We start from the raw sequence: 17,428 nt of genomic DNA on the forward strand, positions 1-17,428 counted from the left end.
ATCCACATGACAGACACGTACGCACAGCTGGTAAACCACGGCGTTGGCAGGAACGTGGCCAGGAAGCTCGGGCTGCCCCAGCCTGCTGTTCTCCGCCGGTACCAGCCCGGGCAGCCGTTGATTACGGGGCCCGTCCTGGTCCAGGGAAATACAGCGGAAGCTGACAACCTCGCCGCAGAACTTCTTTCCTGGGACCTCGACGTCCGGAGGCATGCAGTACCCCGGGAAAAACTGGGTGCCATCATCCTGGCGCTGGACGAGGTATCGCATCCGGGGGACCTCGAAAAGCCCATCCTGTCTGCAGCCGCCTCGTTGCGTGACCTTGCCCCCAACGGCAGGCTTGTCACCGTGTCCCGCCCGGCGTCGGAGGCTGATTCTCCTGCCGCCGCCGCGGCCCGGCAGGGGGTTGACGGCTTCCTGCGCTCGCTGGCCAAAGAACTTCGCGGCGGCGCCACCGGTAACGGCATTGTCCTGCAGGAGGGCATCAAGGCCACGAGCCCAAGCGCCCTGGCTGCGCTCCGCTTCTTCCTCTCCGGCCGTTCAGCGTTTGTTGACGGGCAGTTCCTCACTGTTTCGGGCACCTCGGGAGTACCAGCCAGGGACCCGGACAAGCCGTTGGCAGGGCGGATTGCGGTGGTGACCGGAGCTGCCCGCGGTATCGGCGCCGCCATAGCACGCACCCTGCACCGCGACGGCGCCTCCCTTATCCTCGTTGACATTCCGGCTGCCGGTGACCAGCTTGCAGCAGTGGCAAACGAAGTCCGGGGGACCGCACTGCAGCTGGACATCAGCAGGGATGATGCGGGCCAGCGAATCATCGCGCACGCCGCCCAGCGTCACGGGCGGCTGGACATTATGGTTCACAACGCGGGCATCACCCGGGACAAACTGCTGGCCAACATGGACCAGGTGCGATGGAACTCCGTTATCAGCATCAACATTGCCGCGCAGCTCAGGATCAATGAAGCGCTGCTTGCGTCTGAGTACTTCCGTAAATCCCCGCGTATTGTGTCAGTTGCTTCCACCAGCGGGATTGCCGGCAACAGGGGGCAGACCAACTACGCGGCGTCCAAGGCGGGGGTAATGGGAATGGTCAGGGCTACTGCTCTGTTGATGGCCGGGCATGGCGGGAGCATCAACGCCGTGGCGCCCGGTTTCATAGAAACGGACATGACCGCGAGGATCCCGTTCGCCGTCAGGGAGATCGGCCGGCGGCTGAATTCGCTGCAGCAGGGTGGCCAGCCAGCCGACGTAGCCGAAACCATTGCCTTCCTGGCCAGCGACGCCGCCGGAGGCATTAATGGAGAGGTTTTGCGGGTCTGCGGGCAGAACATGGTGGGGGCATGACCTCCACACAGCCGGTCATCCTGGGGGAGATGCCGTCGCTGTCGAAACTCTACGTGAATGCCGCGGCACAGGCAGCACGCCGGCGGCTGCTGGGCACCCACGAAGGGTCTGTCCTGCCGGCCGAAAGCCACGAAGTGCGTGGCGTTACCGTGGACGTTGCCACCCTCACCGCCTACCAGCACCTCATTGGTGAGACAGCCAGTGACGTGCTGCCCGCCGGTTTTCTCCACGCGCTCGCCTTCCCCCTGGCCATGAGCGTGATGAACAGGGACGATTTCCCGTTGCCCCTGCTGGGAATGATCCACCTTCGCAACAGCGTCCAGCAGCGGGTACCGCTCCACTTCTCGGACACCCTGGACATCTCCGCCAGGGTGGAAAACCTGCGCGGGCACCGCGCGGGCACCCAGGTGGACCTCATCGCGGAAGTCCGCCGCCGCGGTTCTGGCGAAATCTGCTGGCTCGGAATCTCCACCTATCTTGCGAAGGGAGTCTTCCTGCCGGGAATCGATAAAGCATCCGCTGCTCCCGCCAGGACAGAATTCACGGCACCGGACCCCACCGCGCTCTGGCACCTGGGGGTTGATACCGGACGTGCGTACGCAGCCGTGTCCGGGGACTTCAATCCCATACACCTGAGTGTTCTGTCCGCCAAGGCGCTAGGAATGCGCCGGTCCATCGCCCATGGGATGTACCTGGCCGCACGGGCGCTCGCGGACGTGGGCCCGTCACGTGGTGATTCCTTCACGTGGGATGTCGAATTCGATGCCCCGGTGTTCCTTCCCTGCACGGTTGCCTTGGAGATCAACTCGGTGGAGGACGATGCCGGCGCTTGGAGCCGGTCCGGCTTCGTTGCGTGGAATCCCCGCTCCGGGCGGCGGCACTTCCACGGCTCCGTGGGCGCCCTCTGACTAGCCGCCTGTACCGACAGCCCGCAAAATGCGGTGGAGGCTCAGGAGGACCGATTCGGAAGCGGGCACCATGCCGTGTTCCGGCTGTCGTCCGGCGGTGGCTGCCATGCAGGCTTCCACTGCCGCCTTTGCCGCCTTCAGGTGTTCGTCCTGCTCCGCAGGGTCCCCTTCGCTGAACGAGCGCAGAAGATCACCTGTTGCGGTCAGGGCATCTGAGAGCGGAGCGTTGTCTTCGAGCGGCACCGTGTACGGCACGTCGCTGTCCCAGATGACGTCGGACAGCACATCGGTGATGTCCTGAATATGGAAGGTGACGCGTTCAAGTTCACGCAGGTTGCGGTAGTCCAGGTCAACGTCGCGGGGGTGCAGTTTGCGCCGCGGGTTTGCCCTGCGGCTGGCGTCGGCCTCTTTGACCAGATGCCGCACTGAGCGGGCGGCCTCAGCGAGTTCGTCCGATCGGCGCGACCATTCCTCGTGTTTGGGCGGCCAGTCTTCCCTGAGCGCAATGCCCATGTCAGTAAGTTGTCTTCCGAGTGCCAGGCGCAGGTCATCGAGGCTTGCGGCCGCGGCATTGAAGTGGAGCGGCGGGAAGATCAGGAGATTGACGCCGATTCCAACAGCGACGCCGACACCCATCTGCAGCAGGTAGCCGAACGAAAAATCGTCCGGATTACTGCCGCCCACCAGCAGGACCAGAAGTGCCGCCGTCGGAATCCAGTCGCTGCCCGAGCCGATGCCCGGGAGCCCGCCCAGCAGCACACCGATCCCCATGATCAGGGCTACGGCAAAGGGGGAGGGATCAGTGACGGTCACCAGCACGAATGCCAAACCAATGCCCATGGCAAGGCCCGCAAGGGCCTGCAGTCCCTGCCGCACCGAGCCGGCCACGTTATGGTACATAGCCACGAGGGCGCCCAACGGTGCGTAGTAGGGATAGTTCGCTGCCGCACCCGGCATCAGGGGTGCGATAGCGAAAGCCAACCCGGCTGCAACTGCTGCCTTGGCAGCCAACTGCAGCCGCTGCGCCGCAAAAGCGGCCGAGAGTCCTGACACTGCCTGTTTGAGGAAAAGGGTCCCCTTGGCCCACCGGGCATCCGGACGTGCTCGAGACTTGTGCATTTGTACCACCCTATGGCGGTTCTGCTGCCGCAGACAAAGCTGCTGGTCAGGGCCCCGCAGTGGGACTGATCATGGCTTTTTCAGGACGAAAGAGCCGCCGAACGGCGTACCTCAGCAGCCAGCCGATGGGCCCGGCCAGGAGTTCTTCCCTCTTCCTGGCGTTGGGGAATGTAGCCAAAGCCGAGGCCGTACACCGGATCCGCAAATCCAAGCGCTGCATTGGCGCCCTCATGTCCAAACGCGCGGTAACTGCCGAAGTTGCGCGACGGGTGCGGCTTCATGAATACGACGGCGAACGCGTTGTCCAGGCCCGAGGACCGGTCCAGTCCCCATACTTGTTCCTCTGTCATACGGGCCACGGTCGCGTCCTCGAAGAACGGGGCATTTCCGTGTGCGCCGGTGGTTGCGGCGGCATAGAGGCGCGCCAGGCCTTCCGCTGTTCCCACGCCACCCGCCGCAGACATTCCTGCAGCCCGTACTTCCCGGATGTTGGGAAGTTCCATGATGGTGCTCACGGGGGCATTGCTGTTCATGCCGTCCAGGCTGAGGGGATCGACCCAGTGCTGGCCGGGTTCTGCCGAATAGAGGACGTCCCTGTACCGGAACTCCTGGTCGGCCGGCAGGCCAAGGAAAAAATCGACACCAAAAGGTGCCCGGATCCGCCGCTCATAGATGTCCTGCAGCGATTCTCCCGCAGTACGCCGGCACAGCTCTTCCATGATGATGCCGATGGTGAGCGCGTGGTAGCCGAACTGCCGTCCGGGCTGCCACGTGGGGGCCGTGGCGGCGAGCCGGGCAGCGGCGCCGGGGGTGGTGAACTCGGCAAGCCCGAAGCCGCCTTGAATACCCATCAAGCCCGCCTGGTGGGACAGGGCCTCCCTGACCAGAAGCCGATCTTTCCCGTGCTCCCCGAATTCCGGCCAGTAATGGGCTACGGTCTGGTCCAGGTCAAGCAGCCCGTCCTGTACCAGCAGTCCGATGACCATGGCGGCCACACCCTTGGAGCAGGAGTACGCCCCGGTGAGGGAATCCGGAGCCATGTCAGGTCCGCCGGCCAGTCCCACCACCTGGACACCGTCCTTGTAGGCCGCCAACTGCGCGCTGTAGTCCGGGTCCTCCCTAAGGAATGATTCGAACAGGTCCAGGACGCTGCCGTATTCGGGCGCCACAAAGCCGGAAGATTTCTGCATGGCGCAAGTCTATCCAGAAAGCGCTTACCAGCCCTTTGTTGCCTAGGGGTGTGGCGTTGGGGCGCCGTGTCCGGGCGCTACTTCTTCGCCCTCCTTCACCGGGCCGGGCGGTGTCCCGTCACCAAAGGGGCGGCCGCCAAGCGCTTCCCGGCCATGGGATTCCAGCCAGCCGCTGAGGTCCGGGCCCGCCGGAACAATGCCGGTGGGGTTGATGTCCTCATGGACAATGTAATAGTGCTGCTTGATCTCCACGAAGTCGGTGGTGTCGCCAAACCCGGGAGTCTGGAAAAGGTCACGCGAGTAGCCCCACAAAGCCGGCATCTCGCTGAGCTTTTGCCGGTTGCACTTAAAGTGGCCGTGGTACACCGCGTCGAACCGCGCCAAGGTGGTGAATAGCCGCACGTCGGCCTCCGTGATGGTATCGCCCACCAGGTAGCGCTGCCGTGAGAGCCGGTCCTCGAGCCAGTCCATGGCGGCCCAGAGCCGCGCGTAAGCGGCGTCGTACGCCTCCTGGGAACCGGCAAAGCCACAGCGGTACACGCCGTTGTTGATCTCGGTGAAAACGCGCTTGTTGACGTCGTCAATCTCTTTTCGGAGGTTCTCCGGATACAGGTCCGGAGCTCCCGGGCGGTGGAACTCCGTCCACTCGGTCGAGAAGTCCAGGGTGATCTGGGGGTAGTTGTTGGTCACCACGGCCCCGCTCGCCACATCCACCATTGCCGGGACCGTGATGCCGCGGGGATAGTCGGGAAACCGCTGGAAGTAGGCGTCCTGCAGGCGTTCGATTCCGAGGACAGGGTCCACGCCGCCCTGATCCAGGTCGAAGGTCCAGGAGCGGGCATCATGGGTGGGTCCGGGCTGTCCCAGCGAGATGGCATCCTCCAGGCCAAGGAGGCGCCGGACAATGACCGTCCTGTTGGCCCAGGGGCAGGCACGGGCCGCGATCAGCCTGTAGCGCCCGGCCTCCACCGGCCACCCCGGTTCACCGTTGGCGCCTGGAGAAGCGTCCCGGGTGATGCGGTCCTCAATGTAGTTGGTATCGCGGTTGAATTCCGCTCCACCGGTGACGTAGGCGCCGCGGGTGCTGTGGTCTGTGCCTTCTCCCTTTGCGGCCTGCTGGGTGCTGTCAGTTTCCTGGCTCATGGGACCAGCCTATGCTCCTGCGGCCAGGACCACGGAGATGGGCTGCCAGGCCCACAGCCAGGATCCGGCCACGAGGACTGCGAAAAGGACAATCCAGACGGCGGAGGGAACTGCTGTGGCGCGCCATAGCAGGTAGGCGTCTGAACTCGTCAGCCTGTCACGCCGCCGGAGGTGGACGTTGGCAAGCTTGATGAGGTCCCGTACAGCAGCCACCAGCAGTGCAACGCCCAGGACGACCGCCACATGGCCGACGAAGGCCTCCGGTACCACAAGGAGCAAAAACAGGGTCGCTGCGATGGCGGCGATGGTGATGATAACGCCGGCGAGGTTCCGGAGGAACAGCAGCGAGGCGGCCAAAGCCAGGCCCCCGCCCGTGATGACTGCCGGCCCCCAGCCGCTGAAGCCGCACAAGACAAACGTGGCGCCCACCAGTGCCGGGACCGGGTAACCCCAAAAGCATGACCATGCAGCAGCGAACCGGCTGCGGCTGTACGTGGTGGTAGTGCCGGAATGGTCCAGGCTCAGCCGGATACCGGACAACCGCTGTCCGCTCAGTAGCGCCGCAGCAGCGTGTCCCATTTCGTGTGTCGCCGTGGCCAGGAGCCCGAAGTACCTCCATGAACGGCGCGGTACTGACAGGGCAGCAGCTGCCACGAAAGCCAGTACCAGTTCGGTAGGAGTAACGAGTGGAGCATCTGCCCGGGTAAACGCATCCAGCAGTCTGTTCCAGAGCTCGGCGGGTATGTTCATCAGGGCTGTTTGCCGGCTGGATTAAGGGGTGCCATATGCGCCACAGTACCGGGAGCACCTGGGCGCAGGCTTAAAACCGAAAGGCACGCCAACAGCCGGGCGTGCCTCAGGATCGGTGGGGCTGCGGACGTTGCCGAAGCCCCACGCTGGACGTGCTGCCTAGCCTTCGCACTCGGTGCAGTAGCTGTGGCCATCCTTCTGGCGCGCAATCTGGGACCGGTGACGGACCAGGAAGCAGGAGTAGCAGGTGAATTCGTCTTCTGCCTGCGGGATGACCTGTACCACGAGTTCTTCTGCAACGAACTCGCCGCCGGGAACGCCGGCGCCGTCCAGGCCGTCAGCTTCATCCAGCTCCAGCACAACACTGCGTGCGTCCGGAGCATTTGCTGACTGGAGCTGCTCGAGTGAGTTGTCCTGCGATTCCTTGACGTCGGAACGCAGTTCATCGTAATCGGTTGCCACTTTAGGTGCTTCTCTTTTCTTTGGTTCGCCTGTCGCGTATGAAACGTACAGCATCACGCCCCTATTCCCCAATAGCCGGAGTATATTGACCGTCCGCTGGGTACAGGTTCAAAGAAGGCAGCCTGCGGCTTATCGCCGTAGTGTGGCTGCACGGGCAGCGGAGGACGGGGCGTTATGCGCCGCCTCCGCACTAACAGTAAGGGGTGCAGGTGGAGCAGCTCACTGCAGAGTTCGGTGGTTCCCGGCGGGTCGGCACAGGCGTTGGTCCTGTACTGGAAAAGTTCGACGACGTATCGAGGATCGTGGTGTTGCGCGGTGGCGGCCTGGGCGACCTGATCTTCGCCATCCCCGCCATGGCAGCGCTGAAGGCAGCCTATCCCGCCGCTACCCTCACGCTGCTGGGCACCCCTGTCCACCAGGCGCTGCTCGCCGCAACGAAGAGTCCTGTGGACGAGGTGTGCGTCCTCCCGTTTGCTGAAGGCGTCCGCCCGGGGGAAGAAAACGAGGAGGAGCTGGAATCGTTCTTTGACGGCATGCGCGGGCGGGCATTCGACGTGGCAGTCCAGCTCCATGGGGGCGGCCGGTATTCCAACCCGTTCCTCCTTCGCCTGGGGGCACGGCACACGGTGGGCACACGCACGTCGGACGCGGCCAGCCTCGAGCGGACGGTTCCCTACCTTTATTACCAGCATGAGCCGCTGAGGGCCCTGGAAGTGGCCGGCCTGGCCGGGGCTTTTCCCGTTGATCTGGAGGCACGCCTGGCGCCGGCAGCGCACGCGGCACGCCCCGCCGTCGTGATGGACGACGACGGCACCCAACCTTTGGTTGTGATTCACCCCGGCGCGACGGATCCCCGCCGTCGTTGGCCGGTTGAACGTTTCGCTGAACTTGCGGCCGCTTGCGCCGCCGACGGCTTCCTGGTTGCGGTCATTGGGGACGCGAGCGAGCAGGACCTGGCCGAACAGATTGTGGCGAAGGCGGCTTCCGCGCACGTCCACTCATTCGCGGGAGACCTGGACATGGCGGGGCTCGTGGGGGTCCTGACGGATGCAGCTGTGGTGGTTGGTAACGACAGCGGCCCGCGCCACCTTGCACAGGCGTTGGGAATCCCTACCGTGGGAATCTTCTGGGCAGGGAACGTCATCAATGCCGGAGCGCTGGGCAGGAGCCTGCACCGCATCCGCGCCTCGTGGGTAACCGCCTGCCCCACCTGCGGGATAGACGTAACGCAGGTTGGCTGGACGGCGCCGCGGTGCCCGCACAATGACTCGGTGGTGGCGGATGTTGCGGTCCAGGATGTCTATGAGGACGTGCGGAGCCTGGCGGCCACCGAGCGGGCCAAGGAGGATGCATGAACGGCGCCGGGACCCTCCCCGCTGCAAGTGAACCGGGGAACCATCTGGATGGAAAGCCGGAACTGCTGGTCCTTCGGGCCCTGAAGCTGGGTGACCTGCTGGTCGCCGTGCCCGCCCTCAAAGCTCTCCGCCGGGCTTTTCCCGAGCACCGGCTGCGCTATGCGGCGCAGGGGTGGCTGTCCGAGGCGCTGGGGCTGGTGGGCGGCTACGAACTCCTGCCAACCCATGGCCTGGACGAGCCTCTGGCGATGGACGCGGGTATTGTTGACGTGGCAGTAAACCTGCACGGCAGCGGCCCGGAAAGCCAGGGGCGGATTGAGGCGCTGAAGGCACGGTGGACCATCGGCCACCGGAGCGAGCACAGGGACGGGCCGCCGTGGCGCAACGAACTGCATGAACGGGAGCGGTGGGTAAAGCTTCTCGAATGGCATGGGATTGAAGCGGACCCGCTGGATGTGCAGTTGAACACCCCCCATGTTCCCAGTCCTGTTCCGGGAGCCACGGTTTTGCATGTCGGTGCCGCTTACGGCAGCAGGCTGTGGCCCGCCGACCGTTTCGCAGCCGTAGCCGCGGCGTTGGATAACGCAGGGCACAGGATCGTCTTCACCGGTGGCACCGGCGAACGGGACAGGGCCATGGACGTTTGCCGGCTTGCTGGCCTTCCGGACCAAGCGGTGCTGGCCGGAAAGCTTGGACTGGGGGAGTTCGCTGCCACCATTGCTGCCGCCCGCCTTGTAGTTTCCGCGGATACCGGTGCCGCCCATCTCGCCTCAGCATACGGAACGACGTCGGTGGTGCTGTTTGGTCCGGCCCCGCCCGAAATCTGGGGCCCGCCGCCAGGCCCGCACGTGGTCCTGACCCGTGCCGAGCTGCGGCGAGGCGAGACCTTTGCCGTGGATCCGGACCCGGCGCTGCTGGCTGTGACGGTCCAGGATGTCCTGTCCGCGGTACGGGAACTCGGTGCGCTCTAGCGTATTCCCATATTAAAAAATGGGTCCACCCAGGGCTCCTGCACAGGGCGGCAAAGTCCTAAAATTGGGCTATGGGCACTGACATCGAAATTGCCTTGGTTTTGACAGTGGCGTTCCTTTGGATTGTGGGAACGTTCGCAATCTTGTCCGCCATTGACCGTGCGGAGAGGAAAGCCCGGCGCCAGGAGCGCAAGGCAAGCCGGCAGGGCAAACGGAGGATCCAGTACCAACCCGTGGTTGAGGGCTCCCGGCTGGAGGGACAAGGCCGGCGCCACCGGCCCCGCCGGCTGCGCCCGCACTGACAAGGGGCACCCTCCGGCCGCCGCCCTCAGCGGGTAATCACGAGGGACGCGGCTGCTGGTTTTCCCAGCCTGGCGAACGACGCGATAGCGCGGGCGATCTTCTGTCCGCCCTGCGACGACGGCTCAATCGGGTTTGCGTAGTCGGCGTCTTCATTGCAGATCAGCCGAAGATCGATCAGGGCCGCACCCCGCGAGAAGGCAGCCCTGGTAATGGCGTCGTTGAAGAGGCAAAGAGCTGCCTGGATCACGTCCTGGCCGGGCTGTGACGGGGGAGTGTCATAGATGGTGCAGACAGCGACGGGCAGTCCCGCCTCCTGAACATGGTCCAGCATGGCGTGATAATCGCTTGCGAACTGCTTCCGGGCAGCGCCCAGCATGCCCAGCGCTTCCCCCACCGAGGGTGGGCGCTCCTGCAGCAGCGGGGCGTGTCCCAGGGCGTCATTGCCGCCGGCGCTCACCACCACGTGTGTTGCATCACCAGGCAGCGAGGCCACCTGGCGCGGCACCCCGGAAATCACGTCGCCGTCCAATGCCAAAAGCGTGCACCGCCACCCCGGAAGCTCCTGCCTGAGTTGAGCGATGACAGCGGGGCCGCCGCCAACGTAGGCACCGTTGTCGAAGATGGAATCACCAAGCAGGACCATATGGCCGCTGCCGGCGCTCGCCGTCGGAAGTTCCTCCATGAGCACATACTGCCCGCCTTCGCAGCGCCGTGCCAGTGCCTCGGAGTGTGACGGGCACGATGTCCCGGCCTGCCCTGTGCCGGCCGGTTGCGCGGGTAGCGTTGGCGTGAACTGCCACCTGCCCGGGAAAGTCGATGCCGCTCACTAAGTACGCCGCCACCGTATCTGCCGTCCTCTCGGGTCTCCTTCTTGCAGGTGCCTTGACCGGCTGCGAGGCCGCAGTGCGGGCGGGAACCGGAATTGCGGAGGCGCTCGACGGCGGCCCAGGCGTCGCTATTGGACCTCCCCAGGGTTCCCCAGCAGGACCGGGCTTTGACCCTGCCCAGGCCGAGGCAGCGCTCTTACAGCTGGAGGCACTCCCTGTGAAGGGCCGTGCACCCAAAACTGGGTATACCCGGGAAGAGTTTGGACCGGCGTGGGCGGACGTGGACCGGAACGGCTGCGACACGCGCAACGACATCCTCGCCCGTGATCTCGAGGCGGAGACGTTCAAACCCGGCACCCGGGACTGCGTGGTGGCTACCGGCACCCTGGCTGATAAGTACACCGGCACCACGATCAGCTTTGTCCGGGGCCAGGACACCAGCTCCGCCGTGCAGATTGACCATCTCATTCCGCTCAGCGACGCCTGGCAAAAGGGAGCGCAACAGCTCAGCGCGGAGCAGCGGAAGCAGTTCGCCAACGATCCCCTGAACCTGATGGCTGCGGACGGCTCCACCAACGGTGCCAAAGGCGATAAGGATGCGGCGTCCTGGCTTCCGCCCCACAAACCGTTCCGCTGCGAATATGTTGCCCGCCAGACCGCAGTGAAAGCCAAGTACCAGCTGTGGGTCACCCAAGCCGAGCACGACGCCATCAGCGGGATACTGGCCGGCTGCAAGTGAAGGCTGAAGGAGCACTCACCGGTGGTTATTTGCCAAATCTGAACACGATCGAGTCGAAGACGGCACGTGCCTCGCTCGTCAGTTCCGGATTGACCGATTCGCGGAATTGAACCGTCCAGTTCACAGCGAGCTGGCCGTTCAAGTGGACCACCCGGTAGGTTTCGCGCTCAGCGGCGCTCGAGTACCAGCGTGAGCATTCGTTTGAGAATTCTGAGTGGATGCAGAACTTGCCGCGGTCGCAGGCTGTAATGTCCACGTCGCGCTCGACGCAGTGGCCGGACTCGAAGCCAGAGTAATCGCCCAGCAGGACCTCGACGGGACGAGTGCTCGCCGTTGACGTCTGCGCCGTCATCGCGTCTACGAAGGCCTCAGCCGACGGATCGACCTCGACGAGCGCGCCCACCCAGGCGCATGCGTCCGTCGGGACATAGTCGGTGGGCCACCAACCCACGACGACGGTTCAACGGCATCGAAATCCGCGATCGGGACCCTCGGTGAACGCACTAGCGGATACGTGATGTTGCTGCATCTGCTTGAGGACCACACCGCCCGCACCGGCGCCGCCGCGATGAATACCCTCCCCGAGCAGCTGCGCCGTTCGACGACCTGGGATCAAGGAGCGGAGATGTCGCGGCATCAGGAGATCACTATGGCTACCGGTATGCCGATCTATTTCTGTGAGCCACATTCGCCCTGGCAGCGCGGCAGCAACGAAAACACCAACGGGCTCCTGGAGTGGTCCCTAAATGTTGGACTCCTAATTAAACGTTACGCGGTGGCGAGGTTGTGAGCGAGGTATTCGTCGGGGCTGAGGTAGCCGAGTCTCCGTTGGATTCGGGTGCTGTTCCACCAACGCAGATACTCGGTTAGACCGGTATGGAACTGCTCGGTGGTCTTGGGTTGCTGGATCCGGAACCATTCCTCTTTAAGGTGGCTGAAGAACCCTTCCATGGTGGCGTTATCCAAGCAGGTGCCCTTACGGGACATCGATTGCGTCAGCCCGGCTTCGCGGAGCGTGTCCTGCCAGAGCGGATGCCGGTACTGAATCCCCTGATCTGAATGGACCAGGGGTCGCTCGTTCGGAGCGAGGCCGCTGATCGCAGCGCGAAGGCCATCGGTAACCATTTTGACGCTCGGTGACGGACCTGCCATAACAGAGACGATCCGGTTGTCATGGAGATCAAGGACCGGTGAGACGTAAACCTTGGAGGTGCCCACCGTGAATTCGGTGACGTCGGTGGCCCACTTAGTGTGTTTGACCGCGGTCTCGAACTGGCGGTTCAACACGTTCTCAGCCGCTTTACCGACCTCGCCGCGGAAGGAGTTGTATCTGCGCCGGCGACGGACCGGGCTTTGCAATCCGAGCCCGCGCATGAGCTTCAGCACGGTCTTCTTCGACACTATCCATCCCTGTCGCAGGAGCATGGCCAGGACGCGTCGATGCCCGTAAGCGCTTCGCGCCTGCGTGAAGACCTGACGAATGGCTTCTTTGAGTTCCGCGTGCCGATCTGGCCGGGTAAGCCGGTTGCGGTGGTCGTAGAACGTGGACCGGGGAATCTTTGCCAGATGCAGCAACAGCGGCAACCGGTGATGGGCCTTGAGGTCATTGATCGCTTGAACTTTCAGCGTCGTTCCTGTGCCCTCAAGGCCCGCAAATTTCCCAGGTACGCCACCTCCGCACGCAACCGCTCGTTCTCCCTTCGGAGTTGCTCGACCTCGCCCTCCGGAACTGGATTCTCGCGATCGACCGGTGGCCGGCCCCGTTTTTTCGGGCGTAAGCCGTCTTCACCGTCTCGCCGGTAAATTCTCGTCCAGTTCGTGACGGTGCCGGGAGAGGGAAGGTCGTACTCCTTGGCCAGGACGCGTCCGGACACGCCCTGAAGATGACGTCGCACGATCAAAAGCTTGGTTTCGATGTCGTACTGCTTACGGTCTCTTGTCATCAGCGCACCCGATCCTCGTACCTGCCATCGCTGATACAACATTTGGACAGGGTTAGGTGCTAAATCAAGAGTCAGCGCGACGGACTTCGCAGTCAGCCCCTGCTCGAACAACTCCATAGAAGACACTGCATCGGAGTGACTCAACGTGCTTCTCAAGTACATCTGACTACTCCTGGAAGAAGGATCCTAAATTGGGTGTCCAACTTCCGGGGACCACTCCACTCCTCCGCGAGTACTTCCCGAAAAGCACCGATCTGTCTTTCCATGGGCCTGGAATCCTCGAGAACGTCGCGGCGGAACTCAACCGCCGGCCACGTAAACGACACGGCTACCGAACGCCCGCAGAAGTCCTCGCCGAGCTAGTCTCGAACCCAGTTAACTAAGTCCGGTGTTGCAGGCACCACTGGAATTCGCCTCGTGTACTCATCCTTAGTTATGAGACAGGTGGGCGGGCGACGCCCGGAGCTTGTCAAAGCGAGGCATGGAAGCAAGCACTTTCTTAGTTCGGCTGCCTAGCATCTTGAAAACGACAGTTTTTTAAGAGACCCCTTCAGGGCTGGGATATGCCGGTCGAGCCGGCAGGAATCACGCCGGCGCTCATCTTAAAAACACGCCTCACATCCATCGTCTCGCCGAGGGCGTTTGGGGACTTTCTGAACATGCTCGCCATCTTGGCCGAAACGTGCACGCGCTGACTGTTGAGCGAGTATCGGTATCGCGGCCGCCAGGAAAAACCGAACCTCTTTGGACAGCCCGTGTCTGACTGGGCCGTCATCGCAGGCAAACGTTGAGTACTGACTGTTCAGCTTTGCAGGCGTCGGATCGGATTGCCTTTAGTCGGCGGGCTTTTGTTTCTGCTGCGTTAGAGCGCTGAAGACCCGTTACGTTTCTCCGGCCGATAGCCGGCGAGTTCGGCGCGGAGGTCGCCCTCTTCGTGCCCGCCCTTCTTCTTGCCGAACGGCAGGGCTTTGAGCAGCGGGCCAACGACAGCCATGATGACGAGGCCCCAGGCCAGTCCGAGGATGGCCGAGCACACAGTGTTCACCAGCCAGGCCAGGAAGCCGCCCACAACTGCGATTCCGGCGAAAGGCTTCTCAAGGACATGGACCAGGTCATAGGGCGCGTGCCAGCCGAGGTCGTATGCACCCTGCAACATGATGTGCCCACCAACCCACAGCATGGCGATCGTCCCGATGAACGTGATCCCGGCCAGGACGGCGGGCATCCCCTTGACGAGCAGTTCGCCGAAGCGCTGGGTACGCGGGGAATCCTTTGTTGCCAGGTGCAGGCCAATGTCGTCCATTTTGACGATCAGAGCGACGGCACCATACACGGCCACCGTGATGACGAAAGCCACAACAACCAGGATGACAGCCCGGGCCCACAGGGAATCACCGGCCACCTCGTTCATCGAGATGACCATGATCTCGCAGGACAGGATGAAGTCGGTGGTGATGGCGCCCTTGATGACCTTGGCCTCTGCCTCCGGACCCCGCTCCACCGCCGGCGCCTTTTCATCTGAGTGGTCGCCGCGGACCTTGTGCCACACCTTCTCCGCACCCTCGTAGCAGAGGTACGTGCCGCCCAGCATGAGGATGAACGGGATAACGCCGGGGATGAAGGCGCTGATAAGCAGCAGCGCCGGCAGGATGATCAGCAGCTTGTTGCGGAGCGAGCCCCAGAAGATCTTCTTGATCATGGGCAGTTCTCGGGACGGGTCGGCGCCGGACACGTACTGCGGCGTAACAGCGGCGTCGTCGATCACCACACCGGCGGCCTTGGCACCGGCCTTGGCTGCTCCGGCGGCAACATCGTCCACCGAGGCTGCGGCTATGCGGGCCAGGGCTGCAATGTCGTCCAGTAGGGCGACGAGGCCGCCGCTCACAGACCGCTCCTGCGCTGCTCGGGGAGGGACTGCTGGGCGTGGGGGCCTCGATTAAGGCTCGTGATCGGCATGCTGAAAATTATAGTGGCCGGGCTGGCTGCGGAGGGGGAGGTTGCGGCCCTTCCGGGACGGAGGTAACCCTGCAGCGCCCCAATTCGCAGGAATTGTTGTAATACCGGCGGACACAAGAAAGTCTCAAAATGAACATTCCCCGGAAGTCGGACTGAGACATGCAGTTCTGACTTCCGCGGTGGAATTCGAGGGAGAGCCGCCGGTAGGCGAAGGCATTGTCTGTCATGACGCGTTTGACCGGTGCGCCGTTGGCTACCATGGCTGCCGCCGCGCGGGTGAGGAACCCGGCGCAGGTCGGGCCTTTCTCGTCAGGCGTGGCATGCCGGCGCGGGCCAGAATCCGGGAGACCGTTCGGGCGCTGGTCCTCAGCGCACGGCCAGGTCCATTGGGCCTTCCCGGTGCCCCCGCGCTGGGTCAGGACGTCGGCAACGTCTTCTTCCGGGGTGGCATGCGGGCTGACTTCGGTCTGGAGCTGCGGTCCTAAAGGCCGCCCAAGCCGTGGGCCCGGTACCGGCTGATCCAGCGGTGGGCGCAGGTCCGCGAGATACCCATTTCCTTGGCTACATGGGCTATCGGACGGCCGGCCAGGATGCGTTCGACGAGGATCCGTCTACCGGTCGGGGTCAGGCGGCATTACGGTGGAACATGAAGACCTCTTAGTCGTTGGCTGTGTGTGGTAACCACCAACCTAAGAGGTCTTCACCTATTCATGATGTAACCAACGTCCTGACTCGGTACAACCAGCGCCTACGCCTGGATTCTGACAAAGGGGCCCGTCCCGGTACAGTCGGCTTCAGCCATCTTCAGCCCTACGGAAGCAGCGAATATGCGCCACCCTCTCCTAGCGTCCCGAGTATTCGCAGCGGCTTTCATCGTACTGAGTACCGCCGGCTGCCTGGCTACTGGCCCCTCGAAGGCCGACCAGCTCGAAATTGCGATGAACGATGCTGCAATGACGGTTCCGGGCATTCAATCGACGTTGATCAACGTCAATATGAACACGTCCGGCAACTTCATCACCGCGAAACTCGTCGGGAACAGCATGGACCAGGCTGAACTCGCTGATGCCCTCAGGCGGGCCTTACCGCCGATGCTGGAGGAAACCAGTCACCTTGACGGGGGCACCTTCTCGACCAGCATCTTCTCGCCGGACGACTCAGTCTCGGTTGGGGCCAGCGACTTCGGCTATTCCGGCGGTGCCTCCCTTGAAAGGTTCCGGGAGTACTTCCTGGACTAGACATGCTCAGACAGGGCAGAGCTTGAGCGTGGTCAGCTTGGCCGAGGGAAGCGAAACTGCCCCGGTTTGATGTAAGTGGTATTGCCTCTGCCCGCGCCGCCAGGGTGACGCAATACCGGCGAGTCGATGTACTCCCGCAGTTTGCGGGCCACCTAACAGCTCTCTACCGGCCGTCCAATGATCCACGGACTGCATGATATCCCGGGGTGCCGGGAAGGTCGGCCGGGGTAACCCGACAGAGCCGTGGACGGGGCTGGAGGGAGCGCGCCGACGCTCACGCCGTCGATGTCCGGGATCTCGAGCTCCAACTTCTGCTCCGCCGTGGAGGTCCCCTCATCCTTGTACCGAGCCCTGGAGGCCGCTGGCGCCCGCGCCGCCAACGAATCGGCACAAGTCGTCGTCCCCGTTATGCCGAAGAACTTAGCCGAGCTGTGAGGGACGTCCTGCTACAACCAGCCGCTGTTCCCTGTTAGTGCCCCGGCTCTTTCTTTTGCTGCCCCAGTTCCAAGAGGTTGACGTCGACTCGGCCGGAGGTGCCCGGCTGGGGGGAGCCCCGCAGCCCGCGGAGCTTGGTGGCCCGGTATTCGTCGCGGGCGAGGTTGAACGTGTAGAGCGTCATGAGTCCGGCGAAGCCAATGAGCCACAGGGCGCCCCACGTCGGCGCCCGCCCTCCCACAGCGGCCGCTGGAACAGCCATAGGCCAACGATCAGCACGAGTCCAAGGAAGGCTGTGATGATTCCCATACCCCACCAGGTGCTGACCTGGGCATGACCGCGTCCGGGAGTGAATCCGATTTCTTCCGCCGGGTAGCTGTGCAGCTCCCCGGCGCTGGTCTTGCGGAGCACGCGCTTCCCTCCGGCGGCTACAGCCTTCTTGTGCTCGGCGTATACCGCGTCCTCGTGCCGCATACGCTCCCGGTCGTAGACCATGCTGATTCCTTAATGCTGACTAGCTGTCCGAAAAACGTCTTTGGCACGTTGTGTGCGGCATCCGCCAGGACCTTCCTTGAGCACGCCCGGAGACTTACGGGCAGCTTTCCCTACACATACACCTCACTCTAATGAACAATGAGGCAACACCATGTCCTTGACGGACAAGCTCAAAGGCAACGTCGCCGTCCACGTGAAAAGCCGGCAACAAGGCCGCTCTGACCAGCGTCCTGGGCAAAATCGAAAC

21 protein-coding genes are annotated in these 17,428 nt (G+C 63.5%); 8 read left to right on the forward strand and 13 right to left on the reverse strand.

Annotation, left to right across the window (positions count from 1 at the left end; translation table 11 throughout):
- The first annotated feature begins 6 nt into the window (after positions 1 to 6).
- Entirely contained in the window at positions 7 to 1,347 is a 1,341-nt protein-coding gene (locus tag CXX84_RS04640) for a 3-oxoacyl-ACP reductase (protein WP_102975543.1), read from the forward strand.
- Positions 1,344 to 2,255 carry a MaoC family dehydratase gene (locus CXX84_RS04645; RefSeq protein WP_102975544.1) on the forward strand — a complete coding sequence of 304 codons (912 nt, stop codon included), beginning with the start codon at positions 1,344 to 1,346 and terminating at the stop codon, positions 2,253 to 2,255. The genes CXX84_RS04640 and CXX84_RS04645 overlap by 4 nt, the downstream gene beginning before the upstream one ends.
- On the opposite strand, the gene CXX84_RS04650 is transcribed toward CXX84_RS04645, so the two are convergent.
- The 5 genes from CXX84_RS04650 to CXX84_RS04670 all read right to left on the reverse strand — a co-directional run bounded on the left by CXX84_RS04650 (position 2,256) and on the right by CXX84_RS04670 (position 6,919).
- On the reverse strand, positions 2,256 to 3,308 hold the full coding sequence (locus CXX84_RS04650; RefSeq protein ID WP_102975867.1) for an FUSC family protein: 1,053 nt from the start codon (positions 3,306 to 3,308) through the stop codon (positions 2,256 to 2,258).
- A 146-nt stretch (positions 3,309 to 3,454) separates the two neighbouring features.
- On the reverse strand, positions 3,455 to 4,564 hold the full coding sequence (locus CXX84_RS04655) for a serine hydrolase domain-containing protein (RefSeq protein ID WP_102975545.1): 1,110 nt from the start codon (positions 4,562 to 4,564) through the stop codon (positions 3,455 to 3,457).
- Positions 4,565 to 4,606: 42 nt separating this feature from the next.
- The gene (locus tag CXX84_RS04660) at positions 4,607 to 5,707 is read right to left on the reverse strand and encodes a glutathione S-transferase family protein (protein ID WP_102975546.1); all 1,101 of its coding nucleotides are present in this window, start codon (positions 5,705 to 5,707) and stop codon (positions 4,607 to 4,609) included.
- Between the two features lie 9 nt (positions 5,708 to 5,716).
- Complete coding sequence (locus CXX84_RS04665; protein ID WP_102975547.1) at positions 5,717 to 6,457, reverse strand: M50 family metallopeptidase; 741 nt, start codon at positions 6,455 to 6,457, stop codon at positions 5,717 to 5,719.
- A 159-nt stretch (positions 6,458 to 6,616) separates the two neighbouring features.
- Complete coding sequence (locus CXX84_RS04670) at positions 6,617 to 6,919, reverse strand: DUF4193 domain-containing protein (RefSeq protein WP_066275770.1); 303 nt, start codon at positions 6,917 to 6,919, stop codon at positions 6,617 to 6,619.
- Positions 6,920 to 7,128: 209 nt separating this feature from the next.
- Between CXX84_RS04670 and CXX84_RS04675 the strand changes: the two genes are divergently transcribed.
- The 3 genes from CXX84_RS04675 (at position 7,129) to CXX84_RS04685 (ending at position 9,547) form a co-directional block, all read left to right on the forward strand.
- Positions 7,129 to 8,274, forward strand: coding sequence for a glycosyltransferase family 9 protein (locus tag CXX84_RS04675; protein WP_102975868.1), 1,146 nt, complete (start codon positions 7,129 to 7,131; stop codon positions 8,272 to 8,274).
- Positions 8,271 to 9,245, forward strand: coding sequence for a glycosyltransferase family 9 protein (locus CXX84_RS04680; protein WP_102975548.1), 975 nt, complete (start codon positions 8,271 to 8,273; stop codon positions 9,243 to 9,245). The genes CXX84_RS04675 and CXX84_RS04680 overlap by 4 nt, the downstream gene beginning before the upstream one ends.
- A gap of 71 nt (positions 9,246 to 9,316) precedes the next feature.
- Positions 9,317 to 9,547, forward strand: coding sequence for a hypothetical protein (locus CXX84_RS04685; RefSeq protein WP_102975549.1), 231 nt, complete (start codon positions 9,317 to 9,319; stop codon positions 9,545 to 9,547).
- A 26-nt stretch (positions 9,548 to 9,573) separates the two neighbouring features.
- Here CXX84_RS04685 and CXX84_RS04690 read toward each other — a convergent pair whose 3' ends face one another.
- The gene (locus CXX84_RS04690; RefSeq protein WP_102975869.1) at positions 9,574 to 10,230 is read right to left on the reverse strand and encodes an SGNH/GDSL hydrolase family protein; all 657 of its coding nucleotides are present in this window, start codon (positions 10,228 to 10,230) and stop codon (positions 9,574 to 9,576) included.
- Positions 10,231 to 10,364: 134 nt separating this feature from the next.
- On the opposite strand from CXX84_RS04690, the gene CXX84_RS04695 reads away from it, so the two are divergent.
- The gene (locus tag CXX84_RS04695) at positions 10,365 to 11,114 is read left to right on the forward strand and encodes an HNH endonuclease family protein (protein WP_102975550.1); all 750 of its coding nucleotides are present in this window, start codon (positions 10,365 to 10,367) and stop codon (positions 11,112 to 11,114) included.
- A 25-nt stretch (positions 11,115 to 11,139) separates the two neighbouring features.
- Here CXX84_RS04695 and CXX84_RS04700 read toward each other — a convergent pair whose 3' ends face one another.
- Positions 11,140 to 11,466 (reverse strand): hypothetical protein, encoded by a 327-nt coding sequence (locus CXX84_RS04700; RefSeq protein ID WP_223252968.1) that lies wholly within the window; start codon positions 11,464 to 11,466, stop codon positions 11,140 to 11,142.
- Between the two features lie 75 nt (positions 11,467 to 11,541).
- Between CXX84_RS04700 and CXX84_RS04705 the strand changes: the two genes are divergently transcribed.
- On the forward strand, positions 11,542 to 11,904 hold the full coding sequence (locus CXX84_RS04705) for an IS30 family transposase (protein ID WP_411266195.1): 363 nt from the start codon (positions 11,542 to 11,544) through the stop codon (positions 11,902 to 11,904).
- On the opposite strand, the gene CXX84_RS04710 is transcribed toward CXX84_RS04705, so the two are convergent.
- The 4 genes from CXX84_RS04710 to CXX84_RS19470 form a co-directional block, all read right to left on the reverse strand.
- Complete coding sequence (locus CXX84_RS04710; RefSeq protein ID WP_102975551.1) at positions 11,883 to 12,698, reverse strand: IS3 family transposase; 816 nt, start codon at positions 12,696 to 12,698, stop codon at positions 11,883 to 11,885. The genes CXX84_RS04705 and CXX84_RS04710 overlap by 22 nt on opposite strands.
- A 38-nt stretch (positions 12,699 to 12,736) precedes the next feature.
- On the reverse strand, positions 12,737 to 13,174 hold the full coding sequence (locus CXX84_RS04715) for a helix-turn-helix domain-containing protein (RefSeq protein WP_189337503.1): 438 nt from the start codon (positions 13,172 to 13,174) through the stop codon (positions 12,737 to 12,739).
- 745 nt (positions 13,175 to 13,919) lie between these two features.
- A complete protein-coding gene (locus CXX84_RS04725; RefSeq protein ID WP_102975553.1) occupies positions 13,920 to 14,942 on the reverse strand; it encodes a DUF808 domain-containing protein in 1,023 nt (340 codons plus the stop codon).
- A gap of 552 nt (positions 14,943 to 15,494) precedes the next feature.
- On the reverse strand, positions 15,495 to 15,641 hold the full coding sequence (locus CXX84_RS19470; protein WP_102975870.1) for a helix-turn-helix domain-containing protein: 147 nt from the start codon (positions 15,639 to 15,641) through the stop codon (positions 15,495 to 15,497).
- 310 nt (positions 15,642 to 15,951) lie between these two features.
- On the opposite strand from CXX84_RS19470, the gene CXX84_RS04740 reads away from it, so the two are divergent.
- Positions 15,952 to 16,251: a hypothetical protein gene (locus tag CXX84_RS04740; protein WP_223252969.1), complete on the forward strand. Its 300-nt coding sequence runs from the start codon at positions 15,952 to 15,954 to the stop codon at positions 16,249 to 16,251.
- Positions 16,252 to 16,720: 469 nt separating this feature from the next.
- Here the strand turns inward: CXX84_RS04740 and CXX84_RS19265 are convergent, their stop codons facing one another.
- Both CXX84_RS19265 and CXX84_RS04745 read right to left on the reverse strand, forming a co-directional pair.
- Complete coding sequence (locus CXX84_RS19265) at positions 16,721 to 16,870, reverse strand: hypothetical protein (protein ID WP_223252970.1); 150 nt, start codon at positions 16,868 to 16,870, stop codon at positions 16,721 to 16,723.
- On the reverse strand, positions 16,867 to 17,181 hold the full coding sequence (locus CXX84_RS04745) for a hypothetical protein (protein ID WP_223252971.1): 315 nt from the start codon (positions 17,179 to 17,181) through the stop codon (positions 16,867 to 16,869). Before CXX84_RS04745 ends, CXX84_RS19265 begins: the two co-directional genes overlap by 4 nt.
- Positions 17,182 to 17,428: the final 247 nt, after the last annotated feature.

Origin of the sequence: Arthrobacter sp. AFG7.2 (assembly GCF_002892835.1) — a bacterium.
Taxonomy (GTDB): Bacteria; Actinomycetota; Actinomycetes; order Actinomycetales; family Micrococcaceae; genus Arthrobacter.

Excerpts from the sequence above, each read along its gene's own strand:
- CXX84_RS04660 (WP_102975546.1), bottom strand. The coding sequence starts at position 5,707 with ATGAGCCAGGAAACTGACAGCACCCAGCAGGCCGCAAAGGGAGAAGGC.
- CXX84_RS04665 (WP_102975547.1), bottom strand. The coding sequence starts at position 6,457 with ATGAACATACCCGCCGAGCTCTGGAACAGACTGCTGGATGCGTTTACC.
- CXX84_RS04680 (WP_102975548.1), top strand. The coding sequence starts at position 8,271 with ATGAACGGCGCCGGGACCCTCCCCGCTGCAAGTGAACCGGGGAACCAT.
- CXX84_RS19265 (WP_223252970.1), bottom strand. The coding sequence starts at position 16,870 with ATGACGCTCTACACGTTCAACCTCGCCCGCGACGAATACCGGGCCACC.
- CXX84_RS04690 (WP_102975869.1), bottom strand. The coding sequence starts at position 10,230 with ATGGAGGAACTTCCGACGGCGAGCGCCGGCAGCGGCCATATGGTCCTG.
- CXX84_RS04745 (WP_223252971.1), bottom strand. The coding sequence starts at position 17,181 with ATGGTCTACGACCGGGAGCGTATGCGGCACGAGGACGCGGTATACGCC.
- CXX84_RS04640 (WP_102975543.1), top strand. The coding sequence starts at position 7 with ATGACAGACACGTACGCACAGCTGGTAAACCACGGCGTTGGCAGGAAC.
- CXX84_RS04740 (WP_223252969.1), top strand. The coding sequence starts at position 15,952 with ATGAACGATGCTGCAATGACGGTTCCGGGCATTCAATCGACGTTGATC.
- CXX84_RS04655 (WP_102975545.1), bottom strand. The coding sequence starts at position 4,564 with ATGCAGAAATCTTCCGGCTTTGTGGCGCCCGAATACGGCAGCGTCCTG.
- CXX84_RS04700 (WP_223252968.1), bottom strand. The coding sequence starts at position 11,466 with ATGACGGCGCAGACGTCAACGGCGAGCACTCGTCCCGTCGAGGTCCTG.
- CXX84_RS04695 (WP_102975550.1), top strand. The coding sequence starts at position 10,365 with ATGCCGCTCACTAAGTACGCCGCCACCGTATCTGCCGTCCTCTCGGGT.
- CXX84_RS04685 (WP_102975549.1), top strand. The coding sequence starts at position 9,317 with ATGGGCACTGACATCGAAATTGCCTTGGTTTTGACAGTGGCGTTCCTT.
- CXX84_RS04645 (WP_102975544.1), top strand. The coding sequence starts at position 1,344 with ATGACCTCCACACAGCCGGTCATCCTGGGGGAGATGCCGTCGCTGTCG.
- CXX84_RS04715 (WP_189337503.1), bottom strand. The coding sequence starts at position 13,174 with ATGGAGTTGTTCGAGCAGGGGCTGACTGCGAAGTCCGTCGCGCTGACT.